Below are 22,466 nucleotides of genomic sequence, written 5' to 3'. Positions count from 1 at the left end.
TAATTTCGGATAACAATCATCCGTATTCAAACTTGAAGGTGTTTTTATTTGTCTCATCTTATGGGGTCAGTCCCACCCGCCGGGGTGTTTTTTTTACAGCTCATTCCTCAGACGGCCGTTTTGTAAGAGCTTTCTCCGAAAATCTTTTTGACGGAATTTAATATACAATATATAATATATCACATGTAAGGAGTTCGTTTTCCTAATTATTGTAAGTTAATATCAGAACATCAGAATCGGGGGTGTCTATCCTGGAAAAACACGCTGCTCTTTCTTATTCACGAACAACAGGCATTTGGCTTGTGCTTACAGGAGCTATCTTATGGGGGGTCTCGGGAACGGTTGCCCAGTATCTGTTCCAGCACCGCCATTTTAATACAGAATGGCTGACTTCGGTGCGCCTTCTGGTGTCAGGGGCGCTTCTGCTCGGCATCGCGTACCGCAAAGAAAAAGGACGGATATGGGCTGTTTGGAAAGACAGACGGGACAGAATTCCCCTTCTTTTATTCGGGATTTTCGGAATGTTAGGCGTTCAATACACCTACTTCGCGGCAATTGAGTACGGCAACGCGGCAACTGCTACCGTTCTTCAGTATTTAGGGCCAGCGATCATTACATGCTTTTTAGCGATTCGCGCAAAGAGAATTCCTTCAGGAAAAGAGCTGCTCGCCGTCTTATTGGCGGTTGCCGGCACATTCATTTTGGTCACGCACGGGAATGTCGGAAGCCTGTCCGTATCCGGTCTGGCCGTCTTTTGGGGCATCAGTTCGGCGTTTGCACTGGCGTTTTACACCCTTCAGCCGCATCGTCTGCTGAAGAAATGGGGATCTGCCATTATTGTCGGATGGGGCATGCTGATCGGCGGAGCCGCCCTCAGCTTGATCCGCCCGCCCTGGAAATTTGAAGGCGAGTGGTCCTTTCCTGCATATGCCGCGATTGTGTTTATCATCATTTTCGGAACGCTCATCGCTTTTTATTGCTACTTGGAAAGCCTGAAATATCTGAGTGCCTCTGAAACCAGCCTGCTCGCTTGTGCAGAGCCGCTGTCGGCAGCTTTTTTAGCTGTGATCTGGCTGCATGTTCCCTTCGGAATATCAGAATGGCTGGGTACTTTGCTGATTTTAGCTACCATCGCTTTATTATCTATCAAGAAAAAATAACCTCTCTTTTTTAGAGAGGTTTTTTCCTAGGCCCAGAGCATCCCTTAGTCTCAATTACCCATATATTAAAAGGCCTTTTTTCATTTTACTATCATCCAAAAGAGGAAAATAGACCAGTTGTCAATAGAATCAGAGTCTAATAGAATGATGTCGACAAGTAAATCATGCAGGATTGTTACTGATAAAGCAGGCAAGACCTAAAATGTGTTAAGGGCAAAGTGTATTCTTTGGCGTCACCCCATACATATTTTAGGTCTTTTTTTCTGTAACAAACCTGCCATCCATGAATGCAGGAGGATCGAATCGGCAGATCGCAAAAAAAGGTACATACAAAAGGAGACATGAACATGAACATCAAAAAATTTGCAAAACGAGCCACAGTTCTAACTTTTACGACTGCACTTCTGGCAGGGGGAGCGACTCAAGCCTTCGCGAAAGAAAATACCCAAAAACCTTACAAAGAAACGTACGGCGTCTCTCACATCACACGCCATGATATGCTGCAGATCCCTAAACAGCAGCAAAGTGAAAAATACCAAGTGCCTCAATTCGACCAATCAACAATTAAAAATATCGAGTCCGCAAAAGGACTGGATGTGTGGGACAGCTGGCCGCTCCAAAACGCTGACGGAACAGTAGCTGAATACAACGGCTATCACGTCGTGTTTGCTCTTGCCGGAAGCCCGAAAGACGCTGATGACACATCCATCTACATGTTTTATCAAAAAGTCGGCGACAACTCGATCGACAGCTGGAAAAACGCGGGCCGTGTCTTTAAAGACAGCGATAAGTTCGACGCCAACGATGAAATCCTGAAAGAACAGACACAAGAATGGTCCGGTTCTGCAACCTTTACATCTGACGGGAAAATTCGTTTATTCTACACTGACTTTTCCGGTAAACATTACGGCAAACAAAGCCTGACAACGGCGCAGGTAAATGTGTCAAAATCTGATGACACGCTCAAGATCAACGGAGTGGAAGATCATAAAACGATTTTTGACGGTGACGGAAAAACATATCAAAACGTTCAGCAGTTTATCGATGAAGGGAACTATACATCCGGCGACAACCATACGCTGAGAGACCCTCACTACGTTGAAGACAAAGGCCATAAATACCTTGTATTCGAAGCCAACACGGGAACAGATAACGGATACCAAGGCGAAGAATCTTTATTTAACAAAGCGTACTACGGCGGCAGCACAAACTTCTTCCGTAAAGAAAGTCAGAAGCTTCAGCAAAGTGCTAAAAAACGCGATGCTGAATTAGCGAACGGCGCCCTCGGCATCGTAGAATTAAACAATGACTACACATTGAAAAAAGTCATGAAGCCGTTGATCACTTCAAACACGGTAACTGATGAAATCGAGCGCGCGAATGTTTTCAAAATGAACGGCAAATGGTACCTGTTCACTGATTCACGCGGTTCAAAAATGACGATCGACGGTATTAACTCCAACGATATCTACATGCTTGGTTATGTATCAAACTCTTTAACAGGTCCTTACAAGCCGCTGAACAAAACTGGTCTTGTACTGCAAATGGGTCTTGATCCTAACGATGTAACGTTCACTTACTCTCACTTCGCAGTGCCGCAAGCCAAAGGCAACAATGTCGTGATCACAAGCTACATGACAAACAGAGGCTTCTTTGAGGATAAAAAGGCAACATTTGCGCCAAGCTTCTTAATGAACATCAAAGGCAAGAAAACATCCGTTGTTAAAAACAGCATCCTTGAACAAGGACAGCTTACGGTTAACAACTAATAACAACAAAAAGAAAATGCCGATACTTCATTGGCATTTTCTTTTATTTCTCAACAAGATGGTGAACTCAATCATGGCACGAAAATGGCCCGTTGTAATATTGATCTTTTTGGGTGCGTTCCTGTTTGTCGGCTTACTGCCGAACAAAAGCCACAATTCCTCTGACACAAACACGGAGCATAAGAAAGATTACCGTGCGGCGTATCATTTTACGACCCCGGACAAATGGAAAAACGACCCTCAAAAGCCCATTTTTTTCGAGGGGAAATATCATTACTACTATCTTTATAATCGGGATTACCCGAACGGCAACGGCACAGAATGGCGGCACGCCGTATCAGAGGACTTGGTGCACTGGACGGACGAAGGCACGGCTATTCCGAAATACACCAACGAAAACGGCGATATATGGTCCGGTTCTGTCGTCATTGATAAACACAACACCGCGGGCTTCGGCAAAAACGCGCTGGTCGCCGTCACAACGCAGCCGACAGCCAAAACAAAAGCCCAGGAACAATATTTATGGTACAGCACGGACAAAGGAAAAACGTTTACTTCCTATAGTGATCAGCCCGTGATGAAAAATCCGGGAACTAAGGATTTCCGGGACCCGAAAGTGATCTGGGATGAACAGGATGACAAATGGGTGATGGCCATGGCCGAAGGCGAAAAAATCGGTTTTTATGAATCACCCGATTTAAAAAATTGGAAATACACGGGCGGTTTTATCACTCAGCAGATCGGCCTCGTCGAATGCCCCGACCTTTATATGATGCGTGCAGATGACGGAACAGCCAAGTGGGTTCTGGGCGCAAGCGCAAACGGCAAACCCGCAGGCAAACCGAATACGTACGCGTATTGGACCGGAAACTTTGACGGGAAGGAATTTTCCGCCGATCAAGAAGAACCGCAATGGCTCGATTACGGCTTTGACTGGTACGGCGGCGTCACATTTAAGGACGGTAATAGCGAAGATCCGCTGACAAAACGCTATGCGCTGGCATGGATGAACAATTGGGATTATCCGAATGAAACACCGACACTAAAAAACGGCTTTAACGGTACGGATTCTATCGTCCGTGAAATCCGCCTTCAGCAGCAGGACGGCGGCACATACAGCCTTGTGTCAGAGCCGGTTGAAGCATTGAACCAATTAACCTCTTCAACTGACAGCATAGAACACAAACAGGTGAACGGTTCAGAGACACTGCCGATCAAAGGTGATACATATCAGCTTGATATGGATATCGCTTGGTCAGATATCAAAAATGCAGGCGTCAGACTCAGAGAATCAGCAGACCAAAGTCGGCATATTGATGTCGGTATTTCGGCAGAAGACGGCTATGCCTATGTGAACAGATCGTTTACAGACCAGCCTGATAAAACCGGTGCATACGCCGAAAGCAAAGCCCCATTTGACGGAAACAAAGGGCGCGTCCATCTGAAAATTCTCGTGGATAAAACAAGTATTGAAGTATTTGCAGACGACGGAAAAACCGTTTTGACAAATGAAGTGTTCCCAAAACACGAAGATCAGGGAATCACGCTCTTTTCTGAAGGCGGCTCCGCTGACTTTCAGCATATTGAGATGAAGCATCTCGGTTCGATTCATTCTTAGACGTCCCTCTTCATTTCTAACCAGCGCCCGGACTGTGGTAAAATGCAAATATGTATACTACGATTCATGAGGTGTTCCATTGGATAATCAAAACAAAGAACCTGTGCTGAAAAGAACCATCATGCGGGACGAAGTGTATCGCACACTCAGAAACTGGATCATAACGGGCAAGCTCAAACCGGAAACAAAGTTAAAGGACAAGGATTTGTCGGAAACATTGGGAATCAGCCGCACCCCGATACGGGAAGCCTTATTGCGGCTGGAAGATGACGGCTTGGTGATAACAAAAGCGAACAGATGGACGCTTGTCGCTCCGATTGAGTTAAAAGAAGCGGAAAACTTGTATTCCATCGTCTGGACGCTTGAAAAACTCGCATTGCAGCAAGCTCTCCCGCATGTGGACGATGCCGTGATTCAGGAATTGAAACAGCTGAATGAAAATCTTCTTCAAACAATGAAAGACGGCGATAAACTGGCCATCCTGGAAGCGGACAATGCATTTCACCATCGCATCATTCTGCTTGCGGACAACGCCGAACTTCACAAATTGCTAGTAAGCCTGAAAGTCAAAATTCAGAGAATGGAAATCCGCTATTTCAGTGAAAACGGCGCTTTAAACAGATCATATAATGAACACTCTGATATCATTCACGCATTAGAACAGCAAGATGCCGCCGCTGCTTTTACAGCGCTTGAAGCGAATTGGAAAAACAGTTTAGAACGGCTGCAGAACATGGCATAGCAAATGAAAAAGCCAAATCACTCATATGATTTGGCTTTTTTACGGATATCACAAGACAGCCGCGTTGGCTGTCTTGTTTACTTATTGTTTATATATAAATACATACCGTAATCCGTCGGCACAGAAGCATACCCCATCTGTCTGAGCATGGCTGTTATATTCCCGCGATGATACGTTCCGTGGTTCACAACATGGAGGATCATATCGGCCGCTGCGGTTTTCATGATGTCACCTGACGGATGCTCTATTTCAAGAGGGAGACTGATATTTTCTTCCTTTTGCAAAAATAATTGATACCGGTCTGATAATTCCGAGAACATATCTTCCAGCTCTTCTATCTCTTTAGACAAGATGTGCTCTTTTTGCTGTTCAGCTGATTTCAGCGTATCCTCCAGACGCTCTCCGGAGAACACATCAAACCACCCCTTATCCGACAGATACACATGAGTCAATACACCGGCTATCGACGGAAAGACACTTTGAATCTCCTTACGGTACACATCCTCCGGAAGCTCTTTAAGCCGGGTGAATATTTGCTGATTTGCCCAAAGATGATAATCATACAATTGCAGTGCCAGATGTCCCACATTACCCTCTCCTCTCTCGATATAGAACGTACGTTCCTAATTATACTACACTACATGCGGCTTTGTACCATCTTCTTCATTCGCAGCTGAGAAAATCCGATAAAAGCCGAAATTAATAAGAGGAGGCCTGCGCCAATATAAATAAACCGCACGCCGAATACATCCGAGATAACCCCCGTTCCGATAATGGAAAACATAAAAATGAACTGAACTAAAGCTGATCTCGCCGCTAATATATTGACCCGTGTCTTTTCGGTCGTGATGTTTTGAAGGAATGTTTCCTGCGTGAGATCTCGTAATACACAAGCCGGCCCCATACACAGCACCAGAAAAAGGGCCGTAACGGCGCTTGTGATCAACCCATAAATAAACGTGAACATTCCATATGCCAAGGCTCCCGTCAGCATAAGCGGAATGAGATGATGCTGAAACTTACCGGATAACTTATAGATGATCAGTCCGCCGATCATCGTCCCTGCATAATAGACTCCGTTGACATACCCCCACCAAGCCTCTCCTTTATGAAGGACGTCATGCACATAAGTCAAGGACACAGACCCAATCCATATCATGCCTGCCCACGATTCGATCACATCCATCACAATGAGAACCCTGAGCTGTTTTTGCTGAAATAAATACACCCAGCCGCTTGCCGCATCTGCAAAAAGGGAACGTTCCCTGACTGCTGCCGGCGCACACAAGCGTACTTGAAGAAACAGAATGATGCCCAAAACCGAAGAAACCAATAACATGACAGTGACGATCATTGTATCGCTCTCTCCCAAGAACGCTATGATGACGCCGCCCAGAGACCACCCCGCAAACTGAACGGTCTGATCCGCCGCAGATAATAAACCGTTCGCTTTCGCCCTTCGATCAGGAGGAATGATTTCCCCAATCAGTGCGCTTTTTATCGGAGCAAACCATCCGTTGCAAAAAGAAATGCCTCCGATCAGACAAAACATCAGAAAAAAGAATGCGGATGAACCGGTTTGGATGACAAAAAACAAACAGACTAACAGTGTGATCTGTATCAATTGAGAACCGATTAACAAAGACCGAAGCGTGAACCGGCCGGTGACCAGCGGCAAAATGGCGCTGCCCAATACGCGACATACAATGCTGACGAACGTCATAAGAGAGGCCATCGCCGTCGAACCGGTTTTTGTAAACAAAAACAAGATGACAGCCATCGTATAAAGTGAGAACCCCAAGTTGATAGCGGTCTGGCTGTATAAAATAGCATAATACGGTCTCTTCATATTCATCTTCTCACTCCCTGATTATGTAAATCATACCATATTTGCTGATCAGCTCTCTTTTTTTAAAAAAGGTAGGTATGGAGTCAAAGCTGGCTGACATCGAAAATGTCATTAAGATTCCGGACAAAAACAAAAGCCGATGCGCGCAGGCATCGGCTTTCAAATTAACCTATCATCTCAAGAACAAGCGACACAAAAGCTTCAGCGGCCGGAAGCTGCCATTTTTTCTTTTTGACCAGCATATGAGAATAAAGCCGCTCGAACGGCTCAGACTGCTGAAGAATTTTCAGCTTCCCCGCTTTTACCTCTTCTTTTACCGTAATATAAGGTAAAACGGAGAAACCGAGTCCGCTCATCACCGTCTGCTTAATTGCTTCTATACTCCACAATTCCATTGTTTGTAAATGACTGATATCATGCTTGACGAGAAATCGTTCAAACATAGTCCGATAGCTGCATCCTTCTTCATTTGTAATAAAAAAGTGCTTGCCGCTTTGTTGATAGTCGTCAAAATGTTCCGGTGCGTCACTGCCCGCCACGAGGACGATGCGTTCCTCCAATAAAGAATGATGTATGCATTTTTCCATTTGTATCTCCGGATACACCATAAATGCGATATCCACGCGGCCGCTTACTAATTCCACCTGATTCTGCCCGCATGTTCCGTTGCTCAATATGATATTGACGTTCGGATACTTCATGGAATATTCTCTGATAATCGGCCCCAGTCTGGAAATGGTCAAAGACTCCGGCGCCGCAATTTTTAAAACGCCCTTCACCTCGTGAATGCTTTGCATATTTTTGATCTTGTCATGGGCGGAAAGTAAATCCTCGGCTAACGGTATCAGCTCTCTCCCTAAAGGCGTCAGTTTCAGACGCCTTTTTTCGTACGTAAATAATGCGCCGCCGATCTCCTGTTCAAGCGCCTGAATATGAGTCGTAATCGTCGACTGCGTATATCCCAGCTTCGCCGCGGCCCCTGTATAGCTTCCCTTATCTACAATGGCCTGAAATGTAATAAGATGTCTGATCTCCATATGAATTCACCTCTAAGATGTATCGAAAAAATCAATAATGCGATTTTATTTTTCAATTTTATTTATAACTATTCTTATCATACAATAAAAAACGGTTCCATCACATTAGCAAATGAAGGTGATTTAATGAGTATCATAGCTTTTCTTTCTTATGTCCTAATGACATCTATTACACCCGGACCGAGCAATATTTTAATGATGAATGAAGCGCGCAGAGCCGGCTTTATCGGTTCATGGCGTTTTAACGGCGGCATCCTGACGGGATTTGCAGTGCTCGGCATTCTCAGCGGTCTGTTTACCATGAGTGTTTATCATTGGATTCCCGTCGTGGAACCTTACTTTAAAATTGCCGGAGCCGTCTATTTGCTCTATTTGGCTTGGCAGATCTCGCTGCCCAAAACATCAAAAGGCGATTCTGAAAAAACCCGATCGTCTTTTCTATCGGGATTTCTGTTTCAAATGATCAATATAAAGAGTATTTTATTCTTTTTAACCTTAATGAGCGCTTTTATATTGCCATTTCAGCACACGTATCCATTGATTGCGTTCTGGCTCGCGTCGGCTATTCTCCTGGGCTGGGCGGCTTTACTGCTGTGGTCGGCGTTCGGCTCTGTTTTTAAACATCTCTTTGAGAAACACGATAAAGCGTTTCGCATCGTGATGTGTCTGCTGCTCATCTATTCTGCGGTAAGCATTTATCTGTAATTCAAAAAAGATCCGCCTAAGGAATGATTTTCAAAACAGAATAAAAAAAGAGGGCTTCCTTTCCGGAAGCCCTCTTTCCGTCTGCTACGCCAATAAAAGAAAAATAAGCGCTAAAACAGCCGGAAGTCCTTGTTTTACGATAATTGATTTGTTTGAAGTAAAGCCTCCGAAAATGGCCGCGATGACCACGCAGATGACGAAAAACATTTGAATCATATGGCCAATCGGATCAGCTCCGAGGATCAGCCCCCAAATGAGGCCGGCAGCCAGAAATCCATTATACAGACCCTGATTTGCAAACATGACCGCTACATTCCGATCACCTTCTAAATGCTTCGGCAATTTGAAGGACCGCTTAGCTGCCTTCGAATTGATAAAAAACATTTCAAGTATCATGATAAATACATGTTCTAAAGCTACAATTCCGACGAAAACAGCTGCAATAATCTCCACTGTCCCTCTCCCCTCAGCTTCACTTCAACCTTATTTCCATTGTGCGATTGTTTCGATAGGAAGACGGTAGGAAGCATATCCTTCGTCTGCCGCTTTTCCGATTGATAACAGCATGACCGGTACATAACGCTCTTTATCCATTCCGAAAACCTCGGCAATCTTTTCTTTATCGTAGCCGCCGATCGGGTTTGTGTCATAGCCGTGCGCGCGCGCCGTAAGCATCAGCTGCATGGAAACGAGTCCTCCGTCAATCAGAATCGTTTCACGGTTCACTTGCTCCGGCAGTTTTTCAAAATGCGCCGTCAACGCAGCGATTTGTCTGTCTTTTACTTCCTGCGGCATGTAGCCCAGTTCGACCGCTTTTGAATAAATTTCTTCTAAATAGTCATCACTGTTCATATCTGCGAAAACCGCGATCACCGCAGATGATGTGCTGACTTGTGTTTGGTTAAAGCTGGCAAGCGGCGCGAGTTTTTCTTTTCCTTCAGGGCTGTCAATGACGAGAAAACGCCACGGCTGCGCGTTGACTGAAGACGGTGCTGTCGTTGCTTCTTCCAGGATTTGAGTCATTTCTTCTTTGCTGATTTTAACAGCCGGATCGTAATTCCGAATGGAACGGCGGCCTTTCATAATGTCCATAAAGTCGTTTGTTTTCAGTTCTGTTTTCATGTGTAAAACACTCCTATGCTTTCATATTTTCTATATTATTCTGCATCTGTGACAATACGTTTTTTAACATACTGCGTTCTTCCGCGCTGACACCGGCAAGCATTTCCTTTATGAAACGCTCCTTCTCCTTTTTGGAAGCCTCAATTCTCTCCCGCCCCTGTTCAGTAAGCCGGACAAGTATAATTCGGTTGTCCTCGGGCTTCCGCCTTCTCGTAACCATTTCTTTGGCTTCAAGCTGTTTCAAGTGTCGCGTAACAGCTGCACCATCAATATTCACCTTTTTCTGAAGATCGCTTTGGCTGATCTCGTCGACGTAAAAAAGCACGGCGAGAAGCTCAAGGCGGGATTGGCTGATTCCGGTGCACGCTTCAAACTTCGTGCCGATCACTTTATGCAGTGATTGGAGCTGATATAAAATCTCGCCTTCCTCTGAACAACATGCTGTCAAAACCCATCCCCACTTTCTTTTGCGCAATTAATTGACTAGTCAATGTTTGATATATCAATAATATACAGCCGTCATTCTATTTTTGCAAGTTTTTTCTCCTTTTTTAAAAAAAGCTGCCGATTAACGGCAGCTCTCTACTTAATGATTATGGACTTTTCTGAAATTACTGCCTTTTACTTCTGCGACATCATATACCGTCACAAAGGCTTGTTTATCAATGTCATTAATAATTTCTTTCAGTTTGGTTTCTTCCAAACGGTTGATGACACATGTGATTTCTTGGAATTTTTCATGAGAAAAACCGCCGTATGCTTCTTTATAAGTAGCGCTCCGGCCCAATTCTTCACGAATGGTCTCTACCATTAATGCAGGCTCATTGGTGATAATCTGAAAAGTTTTAGAACCGCTTAAGCCTTCCTCAACCACATGGATCACCTTAGATGCAATGTAGTAAGCAATGACGGAAAGCAATGCGCCTTGCAGCCCGAATACAAAAGAAACAAAAATAAACACAAACATGTTTAAAAATAAAATGAGGTCGCTCGTGCCAAACGGCAATTTCCGTGACAGAAGCACAGCCAGCATATCAATTCCATCTAAGGCGCCGCCGTTGCGCAATGCCAATCCCATTCCCAAGCCGAGAATAATCCCGCCGACAACGGTGATTAACAGGGTATCTCCCTCAATGATAGCCGGTGTGTGGTGGAAAAAACTCGTGCCCGCGGCAAGTGAGACAATACCGATAATTGATAGAAACGCAAAACCTTTCCCGATTTGCTTATATCCTAACCAGACAAACGGTATATTGATCACCGCAATTAAGATCCCAAGAGGCAAATGAAACAGCTGTGAACCGACAATGCTGAGTCCGGTCACACCGCCGTCAGATACACTATTCGGAATCAATACGGTTTCCAGTCCATACGCGGCAATAATTCCGCCGATGATGACCATGATGGCCCGTACGATTGATTTCGCTCTGAATTTCTTACGTCTTTGTTTTTCGATTGTACTCATATCATTCCCCGCTTCAATTATTTTTTCTTATTTAAATATACCATAATTGATACTTTTCGTTAAAAATAAGCCTATCGGCTATGTTGAAGCAGGAACCGAGGAAGGAGATTTCACAGATAACGTATCCATTTATGACTTTAATCATTCACAACGCAATCATTCACTAAAAGGAATTAATGACCATTAATAATCTCTTTTATTCCCCTTCTTCACAAATTCCCAATCATGTTCTATATTTTTTCTCACCCGCTGAAGAAGGCTGAAAATGGTTTCTTTTTCCTCAGATGTAAAGCCGGACAGGGCTACCTCCGCAGAATGCTCTCCTTCTCTTTGCAATAACGGATAAACCTTTCTCCCTTTTTCAGTCGGAAACAGTTTTTTTATTTTTTTATTTTGATCATCAGGACGCTTTTCAATAAACCCTTGTATTTCCAATTTTTTGATTGCTCTCGCCGCTGTTGTTCGGTCGACTTTAATCATTTCCGCCACTTTTTCCTGTATCACTCCCGGGTTTTCACATATCCGCACAAGATAGAGATACTGCCCTTTTGTTAAGTCTAATTCTTTAAATTCAATATTGCTGATGGAATCCAGTGCCCGTGCGATCATGCCGATTTCCCGCAAAATATCAGTCATATCTTTTCAAACCCTTCATGTTTTTGTTGCATATGCAATATAATTGTTTTATCGTTACTTCTATAAGACCACAAGCAAGCCGTGCAGTCCAGACTAATATGTGAAAAGGATTGATTGATCATGAGGATAAAAAGAATAACAACGGAAATTGGTTTGCAAGCAGCGCTTGAGATTAGAAAAGCAGTATTCATTGAGGAACAGCAAGTACCTGAATCCGATGAATTTGATCAGTTCGATACGCTTCAGGAACAGTGCGGGCATGTCTTGGTTTATCATGAAAATCAGCCTGCCGGCACAGGACGCGTCCGCATTGTAAACCATACAGGCAAGCTCGAACGAATCTGCATCCTGAAGCCTTACCGTAAATACGGGTTGGGCAAAGTCATCATAAGCGAATTAGAAAACATGGTAAAAGAAAAAGGCATCACCCAATGTAAACTGCATGGACAAACACATGCGGAAGGCTTTTATCACAAACTGGGCTATCAGACAGATTCACCGGAATTTATGGAAGACGGCATCCCGCATGTCTTGATGACAAAAGAGCTGTGAGCTGTCACTGAATGAGCAGCCAAACGGCTGTATATGAATTATTTACCGAAAGCCTTGTATAAAGGCTTTTTTTCTTAGCCTGAAACTCAAATTAAAAGGGATGTGTGCTCAGCCGGTGCTTGTCACAAATGGCCGCCACAAAAAAATTAAAGCTGGAATAAAACTACCAATTTAAGCTTTTAATCTATTAAAAATTAACAGTTAAAGAGATTATAAAAAGGGAAGAAAATCTCAAATTATACAAGGAAGGCTGATTCTCTCTAATATGGACTGCTGACGCGTTACATTTTTTCTATCTTCACATATCTTTAATACTACGTACGTTATAAATAGATTCCAGGAGGAGATATGAAGTGGAAGAAACGAGTATGGAGCCATCACGGCTCTGCAAAGAATTTGCTAGAATTCTCAATTCAACGCCCAGTGTCGTAAACGGCGTATGTACGGCGACAAGATTTCGAAGCAACATTCATCCGGTGGTACTCGGAAGAAGAGCCGAGGCATTTCCTTTTATTCCTCAGGCCTTTTCATTTGAAAGCATGGATCGGGAAGGCAGAGCTTTATGTTTAGGTGAGACTGTTTTACTGCAAGAAGAAGTGAACCCGTTAATGAGTGAGCTGCGCAAATTCGGTATCATCGTAACTGCCGTTCATAACCATTGGCTGTTTGATAAACCGCGCCTGATGTTTATGCATTTTGAATCAATTGATAAACCTCTCAATTTTGCAAGAAAAGTGAGAGAGGCCCTGAGGGTTCTAACTACTAAAACTGTGCGTGCGGTACCAAAAACTGACGGGGAAATGATTGAACGGCATGGTCTTTGTGACGAGTTCAACGATATTCTAGGCGGAACCATGCATACGTTTGAAAATGGAATTTGTACAGTAATGAGATCACGAACGAATATAAAACCTGTAGTACTTGGACGGCCCGGAAGATCATTCTTGCTCATTCCGCAAATGTTTTCATTTGAATCAATGACAAAAGACGGCCGTGCTCTTTGCAGCGGAGAAACTGTCATTCTGCAAAAAGAAATCAATCCATTTATCAGCGTTCTTCGGAAACATGATCTGATTGTAACGTCACTTCACAATCACTGGCTGTTTGATAAACCGAGACTGATGTATATTCATTTCGAATCGATTGATAAACCTGTCAACTTCGCCTTAAAAGTGAGAGATGCTTTAAAAGTGCTTACTGATAAAGAGGTCAAAGCTTAGCATGTTTTGAAGTATCAAAAAGCGATTAAAATAATCGCTTTTACATATGATCAACCGAAAACAAAAAAGAGACCATATATAGGCCTGGCACAGACTTTTTTTATGATAAGCGAGACTATTAAAAAACAGCCTTATAGGCTGTCGTTTTGTGTATATTCTATTGATGAGTTTATACTAATTCATCCCGCATTCCCCAAGCTCTTTATTTCTCAATGGTTTTCTACATGTCGTTGTGCAAACACTTTCTTAGCCACTGAAAGAGCATTAAGTACACGCGGGAATCCTGTATAAGGAACCAATTGGGTGATACTCTCTACAATCTCAGTCGGTGTTAATCCGGATGTAAGCCCTGTATTGATATGAAGTTCAAGCTGCGGTTCGGTTCCCTGCGTGACAAGGGATGAGATGGTGACAAGGGCACGCTGTTGGTTGGTTAATCCCGGTCGTGAATATATATCTCCATAAGCAAATTCTATAATGTACTTACTTACATCCGGAGCGATATCTTTCAAGTCTTCTGAAATCTTTAAATGCGTAGAGATTTTATCATCGCTTGTTAAAGTGTACTCCATTAATTTGTCTAATCCTTGTTGGTAACGGTTTTGATCCATTTGAATTTCCTCCTGAAAGGTACTGATTTTCTGATATAAGATAATATATCGCAGCCCTCTCTAACCGTAAAATACATAAAAACTATAAAAATCATTCATTTTTTTCATGAGTTATTCTTTATCTGCGTAATTACTCTTACAAAAAGTTGAAATATACCGGATAAATTCGCGTACTGCGTATGAAACATATTTGCCTTTTTTTAAAATAATCGCCACTTTCCAAGGAATTGATGGATTGACAATGGAAATTGCTTTAACTAAACTTTGATCAGTCTTTTTCACTATAGACTGAGGGAAAATGGAAATCCCTAGTTCTTCTCCAATCATTTCGCTGATAAAATCCCATTGAGAACTTTCATAAACAACATTCGGCCGGAAACCAGCTCTAATGCACTCTTGAATAATCCGATCGTGGAGAGAAAAGTCTTCACTAAACAGGATGAAAGGTTCATTTTTCAAGTCTTGCATTTCCACAATCTCTTTATGAACAAGCGGGTGAGCGGAATGAACGAAGAGCATCAGTTCTTCATTAAGCAATGGAATGATATCAAACTGCTCTTCGTCCACTGGTTCAATAACCACGCCAAGATCCAGTACCCCATCTTCAACCTCCTGTTTCACCTTGTTTCCCCCATGTTCTATCAGCTTGATGCTCACATCAGGATACAATTGTTTAAATCCTCTAATGATTTTAGGAAAAAACAAGACACCGATAAGCGGCGGTATTCCAATTTTCACTTTTCCTTTTTTTAAATGTAAGAGATCGTATAAGTTCGTCGACAAGTCATCTATTGACTTCATAATCATTTGGCCTTGCTCAAATACAATTTCGCCTGCATCTGTCAAAGCGATTTGTCTAGCTGATCGATCAATGAGCTCAACCTTTAATTCCTCTTCCAAACTTTTCACCATCTTACTTAAGGCAGGCTGTGACAAATGCAGATTTTCTGATGCCTTAGTAAAACTGTTGGATTTAGCAACTTCAAGAAAGTAAGTGATTTGGCGTATATCCATCGTATGATCTCCATTCCATAAGTTTAACGAATACATTATATTCTTTTTATTCATTTTACTTATACAACTGCTGGGTGTAAACTTTTAGGAGACCAAAATGAATCCTGGAGGGGTTACTATGAGTAAATTATTGGAAAGTAAAGTTGCTCTTGTTACAGGCGCGGCGAGTGGAATTGGTTTAGAAATTGCACGTGAATTCGCTAAAGAAGGCGCAAAAGTTGTGATTTCCGATTTGAACGAAAAAGCCGTGCAACATGCAGCTGAGGAACTTACGGAACAAGGATACGAAGTCCTCTCTGCGGTTTGTGATGTAACAAACGAAGAACAAGTAGAAAAAAGTGTCTCTAAGACACTTGAAACCTTTGGACGATTGGATATTCTGGTAAACAATGCGGGGATTCAGCATGTGTCGGATATAGAAAACTTCCCGACTGATAAGTTTGAATTTATGCTGAAATTAATGCTTACTGCTCCTTTTAGTGCGACAAAAAGAGTATTCCCTTTGATGAAAAAACAAAAATTTGGCCGCATCATCAATATGGCTTCCATAAATGGTTTAATTGGTTTTGCAGGGAAAGCGGCTTATTGCAGCGCCAAACACGGTCTGATCGGTTTAACTAAAGTATCAGCATTGGAAGGAGCGGAATACGGAATTACCGTCAACGCCTTGTGCCCGGGATATATCGACACTCCATTGGTGCAAAACCAGTTAAACGATATTGCAGAGACTAGAGGCATTTCTAAAGAAAAGGTATTTGAAGAAGTCATTTACCCCTTGGTTCCTCAAAAACGTTTGTTAGCCGTGCAAGAAATCGCTGATTACGCAGTATTCCTCGCCAGTGACAAAGCGAAAGGCGTTACAGGGCAGGCAGTCGTAATGGATGGCGGTTATACGGCCCAATGATCTGAATTTCATCTGCAGGAGTCATAGCGCTTTGGATTAAATGATTTACTCTTCAAGAACCAAGCCGCTGTTCTTCTAGGAGAGACATAGCCATACAGATTGAAGTTTGAATAAAAACAAGGAGAGCAGAAATTAACATTTTTTTGACATTCGGCATCTTAACTTAAGAAAAGCCGCTTTGTTGGCGGCTTTTTTACTGGTTTTCATGAGGGAGAAGAAGCCTTTGAATAAGCGAAACGCGAAAACAAGCCGATTCTTGTCATTGATAGCATGTCCCTGTCTTTTAGTAATCATTATATATTTATCTGCTTGCCAATTCCTTAATCATCAAACCCAATTCATAAATTCCCTTTTGAAGGTCTTCAAGAGATGCATAAGCATATGATAAGCGAATATAATTCCCTTTTTCTTGAGCATAGATACTGCCGAGATTGAGAAGTATCCCTTTTGTCAAAGCTTTTGTATAAAGTAATTTCATAGATAGTGAAGGCAATATTTTTACCCAGACAAAGAATCCTCCCTTCGGCATATTCCATGCAGCGACATTCTTCAAATTGGTTTCTAAGAGACTCATGACCAATTGCCTTCTCACCTTTAATTGACTTCTCACCTGTTCTAGATGTTGCTGGTATTCACCGGATGTAAACCACTCTGCCGCTACTCTCTGAGATAACGAACTGGAGCCGTAATCTGTTTGCATTTTTATGTCGGATAAACGTTCAATCACTGGTTCCGGACCGACGATCCATCCAATCCTCAAACCCGGACTTAACGTTTTCGATAAACTGCCTATGTAAAGCACATGCCCATTTTTATCTATTGTTTTAATAGGATCTGGAGGAATCTCATCTATCCATAACTCACGATAAATGTCATCTTCAATAATGGGAAGCTGTGCATTCTCACTTGCCGCAAGGATTTCTTCCCGTCTCTTTTTTGACATTAAAATACCTGTCGGATTATGAAAACAAGGATTTGTATATAAGATAGCCCTCCCCCGTTCCCCCCTTGCCATGTGGATGTGTTCCGGCAAAAGCCCATCGTTATCCATAGGAACTCCAGTCAGCTTCATACCGGCTGATTGAAATACGTGTAATGAATAAAGATAGGACGGCTGATCGAGAAATACGGTCGATCCCCTTTGTAAAAGCCCCATTGATATAAGCTGCAAGGCTTGCAGTGCGCCCGAAACAATAAGAATGGAAGAAGGAGACGCTTGAATGCCGATTGTTCTTAAATAGCCGCTTAATGCCTCTCTCAAAGGCAAATAGCCTTTTGGTTCCTCATATCCGAATGCCTCTATGTTTTGAGATACCTTTCCCATGATCTCTTTCATAACAGCTAAAGGAAAAATCTCATGTGAAAGTTCTCCTTTACTGAGCTGTATAAGATCAGAATTTGATTCTGATTTATTGATCTCTTGAACGATTTTTTGGCTTGGCTGCTGGATTCCGGAGGTTACATACTGATCCCAATCGGGGGCGGAATTCTTAGCCAAAAGTGTCCATGTATTGTTCGTAACAACTGTCCCTTTGCCCATTCTGCCTTCGATTAATCCATCCGCCGTCAATTCCTCTAAAGCTGTAATGACTGTGCTCCTGTTCACCTCAAAGTGTTTAGCAAGCGTGCGCTGGCTTGGAATCTTACTTCCAATCGGCCATTCTCCATTTCCTATTTTCTCTTTTATAAATTGAATGATTTGTATGTACTTAGGAAGCTTTTTCATCTTTTTTTCTTCTGGAGCGCTCATAAAAAGGATCCTCCTTAAAAGTGGTTGGGTCAAAATCTATTTAACTGGTTGAAGTCATATCATCAAATCTTTATTAATATAGAAACACATTAAATAACTGGTTGGTTTTTGTAAAGAGGAGTGAGAAAGCTGCAAAAGAAAACAGTTCGAATCGGCATATCTTACAGTCTGATGATTGGGTTGTGGGCATCAGCTTTCCCGGGAATTCGCGCGGGTTTGGAGAGTTACACGCCGGAACACCTCGCTTTGTTTCGCTTGTTGATTGGGTCAATGGTGCTGGTGGTTTTTGCTATTTTGACTCATATGCGTTTACCTGACATGAAGGATATTCCTGCTATTTTATCGTTAGGATTTTTAGGTTTTGCACTATATCACATTTTGCTGAATATCGGAGAAAAAACAGTCAGCGCAGGGGTAGCAAGCTTACTCGTGACCATGACACCTATTTTTTCTGCAATGTTATCCCGTCTGTTTTTTGGTGAACATTTTGGGCTTTATAAATGGATTGGCTCTATCATAAGTTTATTGGGTGTGTCGATCATTTCATTTGGGGCAGGAAACTATACAAATTCAGTGAACGGCATTTTGTTAATCCTGCTGGCAGCTTTTTCGGAGAGTATTTATTTCGTTTTTCAAGCTCGCTATATAAAAAAATATGGATTTATTCCATTCGTTACATTCACTATTTGGGGCGGGACAGTACCTATGCTTGTATTTCTGCCTGGCTTAGGGGAAGAGTTTTTGAACGCTTCAATGAACTCAACATTGTCTATCGTTTACTTAGGTTTATTACCAACGGTTGTGCCTTACTTTGCACTTGCTTATGTAACTTCACTCGTCGGTGCTTCAGAAGCAACCATTTCACTTTATTTAACACCCGCTATAGCCTTGGTCATTTCTTGGGTGTGGTTAGGTGAAGTACCTGCGTTTATTGCACTGACAGGCGGGATGGTTACAGTCGCCGGAGTGTGTTTCACCTATCTAACAGTAAATAAAACGATAAAGATTTTAAATCCTTACTTCTTATCTAAAAAGCAATAAGGTAGATGAAGTTTAACCCCGAAAATAGAGTCATAAGCAGTTCTCCTTTTTAATGACTTGGGTGTGGTTCACAAAGTTGAGTGTATGAATTTTTTTAGAGGATTGTGGTATGTTAAACATACAAATATTAATAGAAAGCAGGTGAGCCCATGCCAAACAATAGTAAACCCAACAGTTTAATCACGGAGAAGTCCCCCTATCTGCTCCAACACGCCCACAACCCCGTAAACTGGCATCCTTGGGGAAAAGAAGCCTTCGAAAAAGCAAAACGCGAAAACAAGCCGGTTCTTGTCAGCATCGGCTATTCGACGTGTCACTGGTGTCACGTAATGGCCCACGAGTCCTTTGAGGACGAAGAGATCGCCGGTATATTAAACGATAAATTCATAGCCATCAAGGTTGATCGTGAGGAGCGGCCTGATGTGGATTCCGTGTATATGAGAATCTGCCAGCTGATGACGGGGCAGGGCGGGTGGCCGCTGAACGTGTTCGTCACCCCAGATCAGAAGCCGTTTTATGCGGGGACATATTTTCCGAAGACGAGCAAATTTAACCGTCCGGGCTTTATCGATGTGCTTGAACATCTGTCCGAAACGTTTGCGAATGACCGGCAGCATGTCGAGGATATCGCCGAAAACGCCGCCGCTCATCTTGAAGTCAAGGTTCACCCGGCCGAGGGCATGCTTGGCGAACAGGCTGTTCATGACACGTATCGCCAGCTGGCCGGCGGGTTTGATCCAGTGTACGGCGGGTTCGGCCAGGCTCCAAAATTTCCGATGCCGCATATGCTCATGTTTCTGCTTCGCTACTACAGCTATACGGGCAAGGAACAGGCTTTGGCCGGCGTAACCAAGACACTCGACGGCATGGCGAACGGCGGGATTTTTGACCACATCGGGTTCGGCTTTGCCCGCTACTCGACTGATAATGAATGGCTCGTGCCGCATTTTGAGAAAATGCTGTATGACAACGCCCTTCTCCTGACCGCATATACAGAAGCCTGCCAAGTCACGGGTAATGAGCGCTACAAACAGATTGCGATGCAGATCGTAACGTTTATTCAGCGGGAAATGATGCATGAAGACGGCAGCTTTTTCTCAGCTTTAGACGCTGATACCGAAGGCCGTGAGGGGAAATATTACATATGGTCCAAAAAAGAGGTTATGAACCTTCTCGGTGATGAACTCGGCCCGCTTTACTGCAAGGTGTATAACATCACAGATCAAGGCAATTTTGAAGGCGAAAACATCCCGCACCTCATTTTCACGCGGCGTGAGGCCATCCTCGAAGAGACCGGCCTCACCGGACATGAGCTGGCCGAACGCCTTGAAGAGGCAAGAACAAAATTGCTGGAAGCGCGTGAAAACAGAAGCTATCCGCATACAGATGACAAAGTGCTGACCTCATGGAACGCGCTCATGATTGCCGGGCTGGCAAAAGCCGCAAAGGTATTTCACGAGCCTGACTTTCTCAGCATGGCGGAAACAGCGATCCGCTTTCTCGAACGGCACCTCATGCCGGACGGGCGCGTCATGGTCCGCTATCGCGAGGGCGAAGTGAAAAACAAAGGGTTTATCGATGATTATGCTTTTCTCATCTGGGCTTATCTTGAACTGTATGAAGCGGGTTTTAATCCGTCTTATCTGCAGAAAGCGAAAACGTTATGTACAAGCATGCTGGAGCTGTTCTGGGATGAACGGCACGGAGGTTTCTTCTTTACGGGGAATGATGCCGAGACCCTTCTTGTCAGGGAAAAAGAGGTTTATGACGGGGCCGTGCCTTCCGGAAACAGCGCGGCTGCCGTACAGCTGCTTCGTCTCGGCCGCCTGACGGGTGATATATCACTGATTGAAAAAGCCGAAGCGATGTTTTCCGTGTTCAAACGGGAAATAGAGGCCTATCCGAGCAGCAACGCTTTCTTCATGCAAAGCGTACTGGCACATACAATGCCCCAAAAAGAAATCGTTGTTTTCGGAAGGAAAGATGACCCGGACAGAAAACGTTTCATTGAGGCGCTTCAGGAGCATTTCACTCCCGCCTATACGATTCTCGCCGCAGAACATCCGGAAGAGCTTGCCGGCATTTCTGACTTTGCCGCGGGTTATCGAATGATCGATGGGAGGACAACGGTCTACATTTGCGAGAATTTCGCCTGCCGGAGGCCGACGACGGATATTGATGAAGCGATGAACACCTTACAAATCAGCAGCAGAGCCTAGGCGGCCTGCTGCTTTTCTTTTTTCACAAAACGGAATGCGAGCCATGCGAAGATGATATTGATCACCAGAGTCGATATGCAATCATATATTTCATAGCCGCCGGCTGCTGTTGTAAATATCGACGGAATGCCGCCGTACACCGAATGATCCTCTGTGAGAAAGATAAATAAAAACATATTATTGGCAGCGTGACCGCCAAGGGACATCTCCAGACTGCCCGTTTTAATCGTGATAAAGGTCCAGATCATGCCGATGGTGACATATCCGATTCCCGCCCAGAGAGCTCCATTTTCCATCTCCGGATTCCCGAAATGAAGTGCGCCGAATAATCCGCCGATAATGACTGTCAGAACCACCGCGTTTGCCGTCAATTTTCCGGCGAACTGAAGCAGAAAACCGCGAAAGAGAAATTCCTCCGCAGAGGTTTGAATCGGCACCAACAAGACGGCCGCCGCTAACAGCAGCAGAAAACGTGAAGCATGGAATTCCTGAAGCATGAAACGATCCGGATGAATTGTAAAATCAATCAGCCCCGCGACAAACATCAGCACAACATATGTGCCGAATCCAAAGAAAATCCTCTTCCAGTTCAGCGACTGATTCGGTGTGATGATGGATAAAAACCGCCGTTTCATAATGAAACGAACCGCTATCCAAATGCCCGGAATCGCTATGAAATAGACGATATGCTGTAAATAAATATCCGCCAGCGGGTCACTTAATGCCCCCTCATCCCAATTTATCGTCAGTGAAGGATTGAAAGCGGACGTGAGAAACATATAAAACACGGTCAGTATGCTTCCGAAAAAGAACAAACCCACAATGACCAACAGAGAAAGGAGATATCTCGATACACTATTTTTTCCCTCTGCGGGCCGTACAAACGTATTCATATTTATGCATCAACTTCCTTTCCTTCAACATTTTACAATATAAACAAAAACAGATATAGGAAATGTTATATATTTTAAGAAGAAAGCGCTATGCCGTTTCCTTTGGCTCTGGTTATTTACACTCTGTTTTTGCCAAAAAAAGACCTTTATAATGTATTC

At 43.4% G+C, this 22,466-nt stretch carries 22 protein-coding genes; 10 read left to right on the top strand and 12 right to left on the bottom strand.

Features of this window, described 5'->3' with window-relative positions; all coding sequences use genetic code 11:
• The first annotated feature begins 242 nt into the window (after positions 1 to 242).
• The 4 genes from AC3WTF_RS18385 (at position 243) to AC3WTF_RS18370 (ending at position 5,289) form a co-directional block, all read left to right on the top strand.
• Entirely contained in the window at positions 243 to 1,160 is a 918-nt protein-coding gene (locus AC3WTF_RS18385; RefSeq protein WP_007409862.1) for a DMT family transporter, read from the top strand.
• A 347-nt stretch (positions 1,161 to 1,507) separates the two neighbouring features.
• A complete protein-coding gene (locus AC3WTF_RS18380) occupies positions 1,508 to 2,929 on the top strand; it encodes a glycoside hydrolase family 68 protein (RefSeq protein WP_015240964.1) in 1,422 nt (473 codons plus the stop codon).
• A gap of 61 nt (positions 2,930 to 2,990) precedes the next feature.
• On the top strand, positions 2,991 to 4,547 hold the full coding sequence (locus AC3WTF_RS18375; RefSeq protein WP_129003287.1) for a glycoside hydrolase family 32 protein: 1,557 nt from the start codon (positions 2,991 to 2,993) through the stop codon (positions 4,545 to 4,547).
• A 79-nt stretch (positions 4,548 to 4,626) separates the two neighbouring features.
• Positions 4,627 to 5,289, top strand: a complete 663-nt coding sequence (locus AC3WTF_RS18370) for a GntR family transcriptional regulator (RefSeq protein ID WP_007409865.1) — start codon at positions 4,627 to 4,629, stop codon at positions 5,287 to 5,289.
• Between the two features lie 77 nt (positions 5,290 to 5,366).
• On the opposite strand, the gene AC3WTF_RS18365 is transcribed toward AC3WTF_RS18370, so the two are convergent.
• The 3 genes from AC3WTF_RS18365 to AC3WTF_RS18355 form a co-directional block, all read right to left on the bottom strand.
• Entirely contained in the window at positions 5,367 to 5,876 is a 510-nt protein-coding gene (locus AC3WTF_RS18365) for a DinB family protein (RefSeq protein ID WP_326254614.1), read from the bottom strand.
• 50 nt (positions 5,877 to 5,926) lie between these two features.
• On the bottom strand, positions 5,927 to 7,144 hold the full coding sequence (locus tag AC3WTF_RS18360; RefSeq protein WP_277507082.1) for an MFS transporter: 1,218 nt from the start codon (positions 7,142 to 7,144) through the stop codon (positions 5,927 to 5,929).
• A 158-nt stretch (positions 7,145 to 7,302) separates the two neighbouring features.
• Complete coding sequence (locus AC3WTF_RS18355) at positions 7,303 to 8,175, bottom strand: LysR family transcriptional regulator (protein ID WP_007409874.1); 873 nt, start codon at positions 8,173 to 8,175, stop codon at positions 7,303 to 7,305.
• 126 nt (positions 8,176 to 8,301) lie between these two features.
• Between AC3WTF_RS18355 and AC3WTF_RS18350 the strand changes: the two genes are divergently transcribed.
• Positions 8,302 to 8,880: a LysE family translocator gene (locus AC3WTF_RS18350; RefSeq protein WP_012118916.1), complete on the top strand. Its 579-nt coding sequence runs from the start codon at positions 8,302 to 8,304 to the stop codon at positions 8,878 to 8,880.
• An 84-nt stretch (positions 8,881 to 8,964) separates the two neighbouring features.
• On the opposite strand, the gene AC3WTF_RS18345 is transcribed toward AC3WTF_RS18350, so the two are convergent.
• From AC3WTF_RS18345 to AC3WTF_RS18325, 5 genes are all read right to left on the bottom strand, one after another.
• Complete coding sequence (locus AC3WTF_RS18345; protein ID WP_015240972.1) at positions 8,965 to 9,333, bottom strand: DUF1304 domain-containing protein; 369 nt, start codon at positions 9,331 to 9,333, stop codon at positions 8,965 to 8,967.
• A gap of 30 nt (positions 9,334 to 9,363) precedes the next feature.
• Entirely contained in the window at positions 9,364 to 10,002 is a 639-nt protein-coding gene (locus AC3WTF_RS18340) for a nitroreductase family protein (RefSeq protein ID WP_004393039.1), read from the bottom strand.
• 13 nt (positions 10,003 to 10,015) lie between these two features.
• Positions 10,016 to 10,477, bottom strand: a complete 462-nt coding sequence (locus AC3WTF_RS18335; protein ID WP_172437936.1) for a MarR family winged helix-turn-helix transcriptional regulator — start codon at positions 10,475 to 10,477, stop codon at positions 10,016 to 10,018.
• Positions 10,478 to 10,588: 111 nt separating this feature from the next.
• Positions 10,589 to 11,467, bottom strand: coding sequence for a YitT family protein (locus AC3WTF_RS18330; protein ID WP_007409878.1), 879 nt, complete (start codon positions 11,465 to 11,467; stop codon positions 10,589 to 10,591).
• Positions 11,468 to 11,650: 183 nt separating this feature from the next.
• The gene (locus tag AC3WTF_RS18325; protein ID WP_007409879.1) at positions 11,651 to 12,103 is read right to left on the bottom strand and encodes a MarR family winged helix-turn-helix transcriptional regulator; all 453 of its coding nucleotides are present in this window, start codon (positions 12,101 to 12,103) and stop codon (positions 11,651 to 11,653) included.
• Between the two features lie 120 nt (positions 12,104 to 12,223).
• Here AC3WTF_RS18325 and AC3WTF_RS18320 point away from each other — a divergent pair, with 120 nt between their 5' ends.
• Both AC3WTF_RS18320 and AC3WTF_RS18315 read left to right on the top strand, forming a co-directional pair.
• Positions 12,224 to 12,655 carry a GNAT family N-acetyltransferase gene (locus AC3WTF_RS18320; RefSeq protein WP_053104738.1) on the top strand — a complete coding sequence of 144 codons (432 nt, stop codon included), beginning with the start codon at positions 12,224 to 12,226 and terminating at the stop codon, positions 12,653 to 12,655.
• Between the two features lie 353 nt (positions 12,656 to 13,008).
• A complete protein-coding gene (locus tag AC3WTF_RS18315) occupies positions 13,009 to 13,875 on the top strand; it encodes a DUF1259 domain-containing protein (protein WP_492314327.1) in 867 nt (288 codons plus the stop codon).
• 209 nt (positions 13,876 to 14,084) lie between these two features.
• On the opposite strand, the gene AC3WTF_RS18310 is transcribed toward AC3WTF_RS18315, so the two are convergent.
• Both AC3WTF_RS18310 and AC3WTF_RS18305 read right to left on the bottom strand, forming a co-directional pair.
• Positions 14,085 to 14,486: a carboxymuconolactone decarboxylase family protein gene (locus AC3WTF_RS18310; protein WP_047936366.1), complete on the bottom strand. Its 402-nt coding sequence runs from the start codon at positions 14,484 to 14,486 to the stop codon at positions 14,085 to 14,087.
• A 111-nt stretch (positions 14,487 to 14,597) separates the two neighbouring features.
• Positions 14,598 to 15,500 (bottom strand): LysR family transcriptional regulator, encoded by a 903-nt coding sequence (locus tag AC3WTF_RS18305; RefSeq protein WP_047936367.1) that lies wholly within the window; start codon positions 15,498 to 15,500, stop codon positions 14,598 to 14,600.
• A gap of 118 nt (positions 15,501 to 15,618) precedes the next feature.
• Here AC3WTF_RS18305 and AC3WTF_RS18300 point away from each other — a divergent pair, with 118 nt between their 5' ends.
• A complete protein-coding gene (locus AC3WTF_RS18300; RefSeq protein WP_007409884.1) occupies positions 15,619 to 16,404 on the top strand; it encodes a 3-hydroxybutyrate dehydrogenase in 786 nt (261 codons plus the stop codon).
• Positions 16,405 to 16,705: 301 nt separating this feature from the next.
• Here AC3WTF_RS18300 and pdxR read toward each other — a convergent pair whose 3' ends face one another.
• Positions 16,706 to 18,154: a MocR-like pyridoxine biosynthesis transcription factor PdxR gene (gene pdxR, locus AC3WTF_RS18295; RefSeq protein ID WP_492314326.1), complete on the bottom strand. Its 1,449-nt coding sequence runs from the start codon at positions 18,152 to 18,154 to the stop codon at positions 16,706 to 16,708.
• A gap of 129 nt (positions 18,155 to 18,283) precedes the next feature.
• Between pdxR and AC3WTF_RS18290 the strand changes: the two genes are divergently transcribed.
• Positions 18,284 to 19,195 carry a DMT family transporter gene (locus AC3WTF_RS18290; RefSeq protein ID WP_047936443.1) on the top strand — a complete coding sequence of 304 codons (912 nt, stop codon included), beginning with the start codon at positions 18,284 to 18,286 and terminating at the stop codon, positions 19,193 to 19,195.
• A 149-nt stretch (positions 19,196 to 19,344) separates the two neighbouring features.
• The gene (locus tag AC3WTF_RS18285) at positions 19,345 to 21,414 is read left to right on the top strand and encodes a thioredoxin domain-containing protein (RefSeq protein ID WP_047936368.1); all 2,070 of its coding nucleotides are present in this window, start codon (positions 19,345 to 19,347) and stop codon (positions 21,412 to 21,414) included.
• Here AC3WTF_RS18285 and AC3WTF_RS18280 read toward each other — a convergent pair.
• Positions 21,411 to 22,307 (bottom strand): CPBP family intramembrane glutamic endopeptidase, encoded by an 897-nt coding sequence (locus AC3WTF_RS18280; protein ID WP_007409889.1) that lies wholly within the window; start codon positions 22,305 to 22,307, stop codon positions 21,411 to 21,413. The two genes, AC3WTF_RS18285 and AC3WTF_RS18280, sit on opposite strands and share 4 nt — an antisense overlap.
• Positions 22,308 to 22,466 lie beyond the last annotated feature (159 nt).

This window comes from Bacillus sp. EB106-06-01-XG163 (assembly GCF_058791615.1).
Note: the sequence above shows the minus strand (reverse complement) of the source record. Positions and strands in the feature narration are given on the sequence as shown.

What these genes read in the sequence shown, in the direction of transcription:
- AC3WTF_RS18360 (WP_277507082.1), bottom strand. Translation starts at nt 7,144, where the DNA reads ATGAATATGAAGAGACCGTATTATGCTATTTTATACAGCCAGACCGCT.
- AC3WTF_RS18355 (WP_007409874.1), bottom strand. Translation starts at nt 8,175, where the DNA reads ATGGAGATCAGACATCTTATTACATTTCAGGCCATTGTAGATAAGGGA.
- AC3WTF_RS18305 (WP_047936367.1), bottom strand. Translation starts at nt 15,500, where the DNA reads ATGGATATACGCCAAATCACTTACTTTCTTGAAGTTGCTAAATCCAAC.
- AC3WTF_RS18310 (WP_047936366.1), bottom strand. Translation starts at nt 14,486, where the DNA reads ATGGATCAAAACCGTTACCAACAAGGATTAGACAAATTAATGGAGTAC.
- AC3WTF_RS18340 (WP_004393039.1), bottom strand. Translation starts at nt 10,002, where the DNA reads ATGAAAACAGAACTGAAAACAAACGACTTTATGGACATTATGAAAGGC.
- AC3WTF_RS18350 (WP_012118916.1), top strand. Translation starts at nt 8,302, where the DNA reads ATGAGTATCATAGCTTTTCTTTCTTATGTCCTAATGACATCTATTACA.
- AC3WTF_RS18330 (WP_007409878.1), bottom strand. Translation starts at nt 11,467, where the DNA reads ATGAGTACAATCGAAAAACAAAGACGTAAGAAATTCAGAGCGAAATCA.
- AC3WTF_RS18285 (WP_047936368.1), top strand. Translation starts at nt 19,345, where the DNA reads ATGCCAAACAATAGTAAACCCAACAGTTTAATCACGGAGAAGTCCCCC.
- pdxR (WP_492314326.1), bottom strand. Translation starts at nt 18,154, where the DNA reads ATGAGCGCTCCAGAAGAAAAAAAGATGAAAAAGCTTCCTAAGTACATA.
- AC3WTF_RS18380 (WP_015240964.1), top strand. Translation starts at nt 1,508, where the DNA reads ATGAACATCAAAAAATTTGCAAAACGAGCCACAGTTCTAACTTTTACG.
- AC3WTF_RS18280 (WP_007409889.1), bottom strand. Translation starts at nt 22,307, where the DNA reads ATGAATACGTTTGTACGGCCCGCAGAGGGAAAAAATAGTGTATCGAGA.
- AC3WTF_RS18320 (WP_053104738.1), top strand. Translation starts at nt 12,224, where the DNA reads ATGAGGATAAAAAGAATAACAACGGAAATTGGTTTGCAAGCAGCGCTT.
- AC3WTF_RS18325 (WP_007409879.1), bottom strand. Translation starts at nt 12,103, where the DNA reads ATGACTGATATTTTGCGGGAAATCGGCATGATCGCACGGGCACTGGAT.
- AC3WTF_RS18300 (WP_007409884.1), top strand. Translation starts at nt 15,619, where the DNA reads ATGAGTAAATTATTGGAAAGTAAAGTTGCTCTTGTTACAGGCGCGGCG.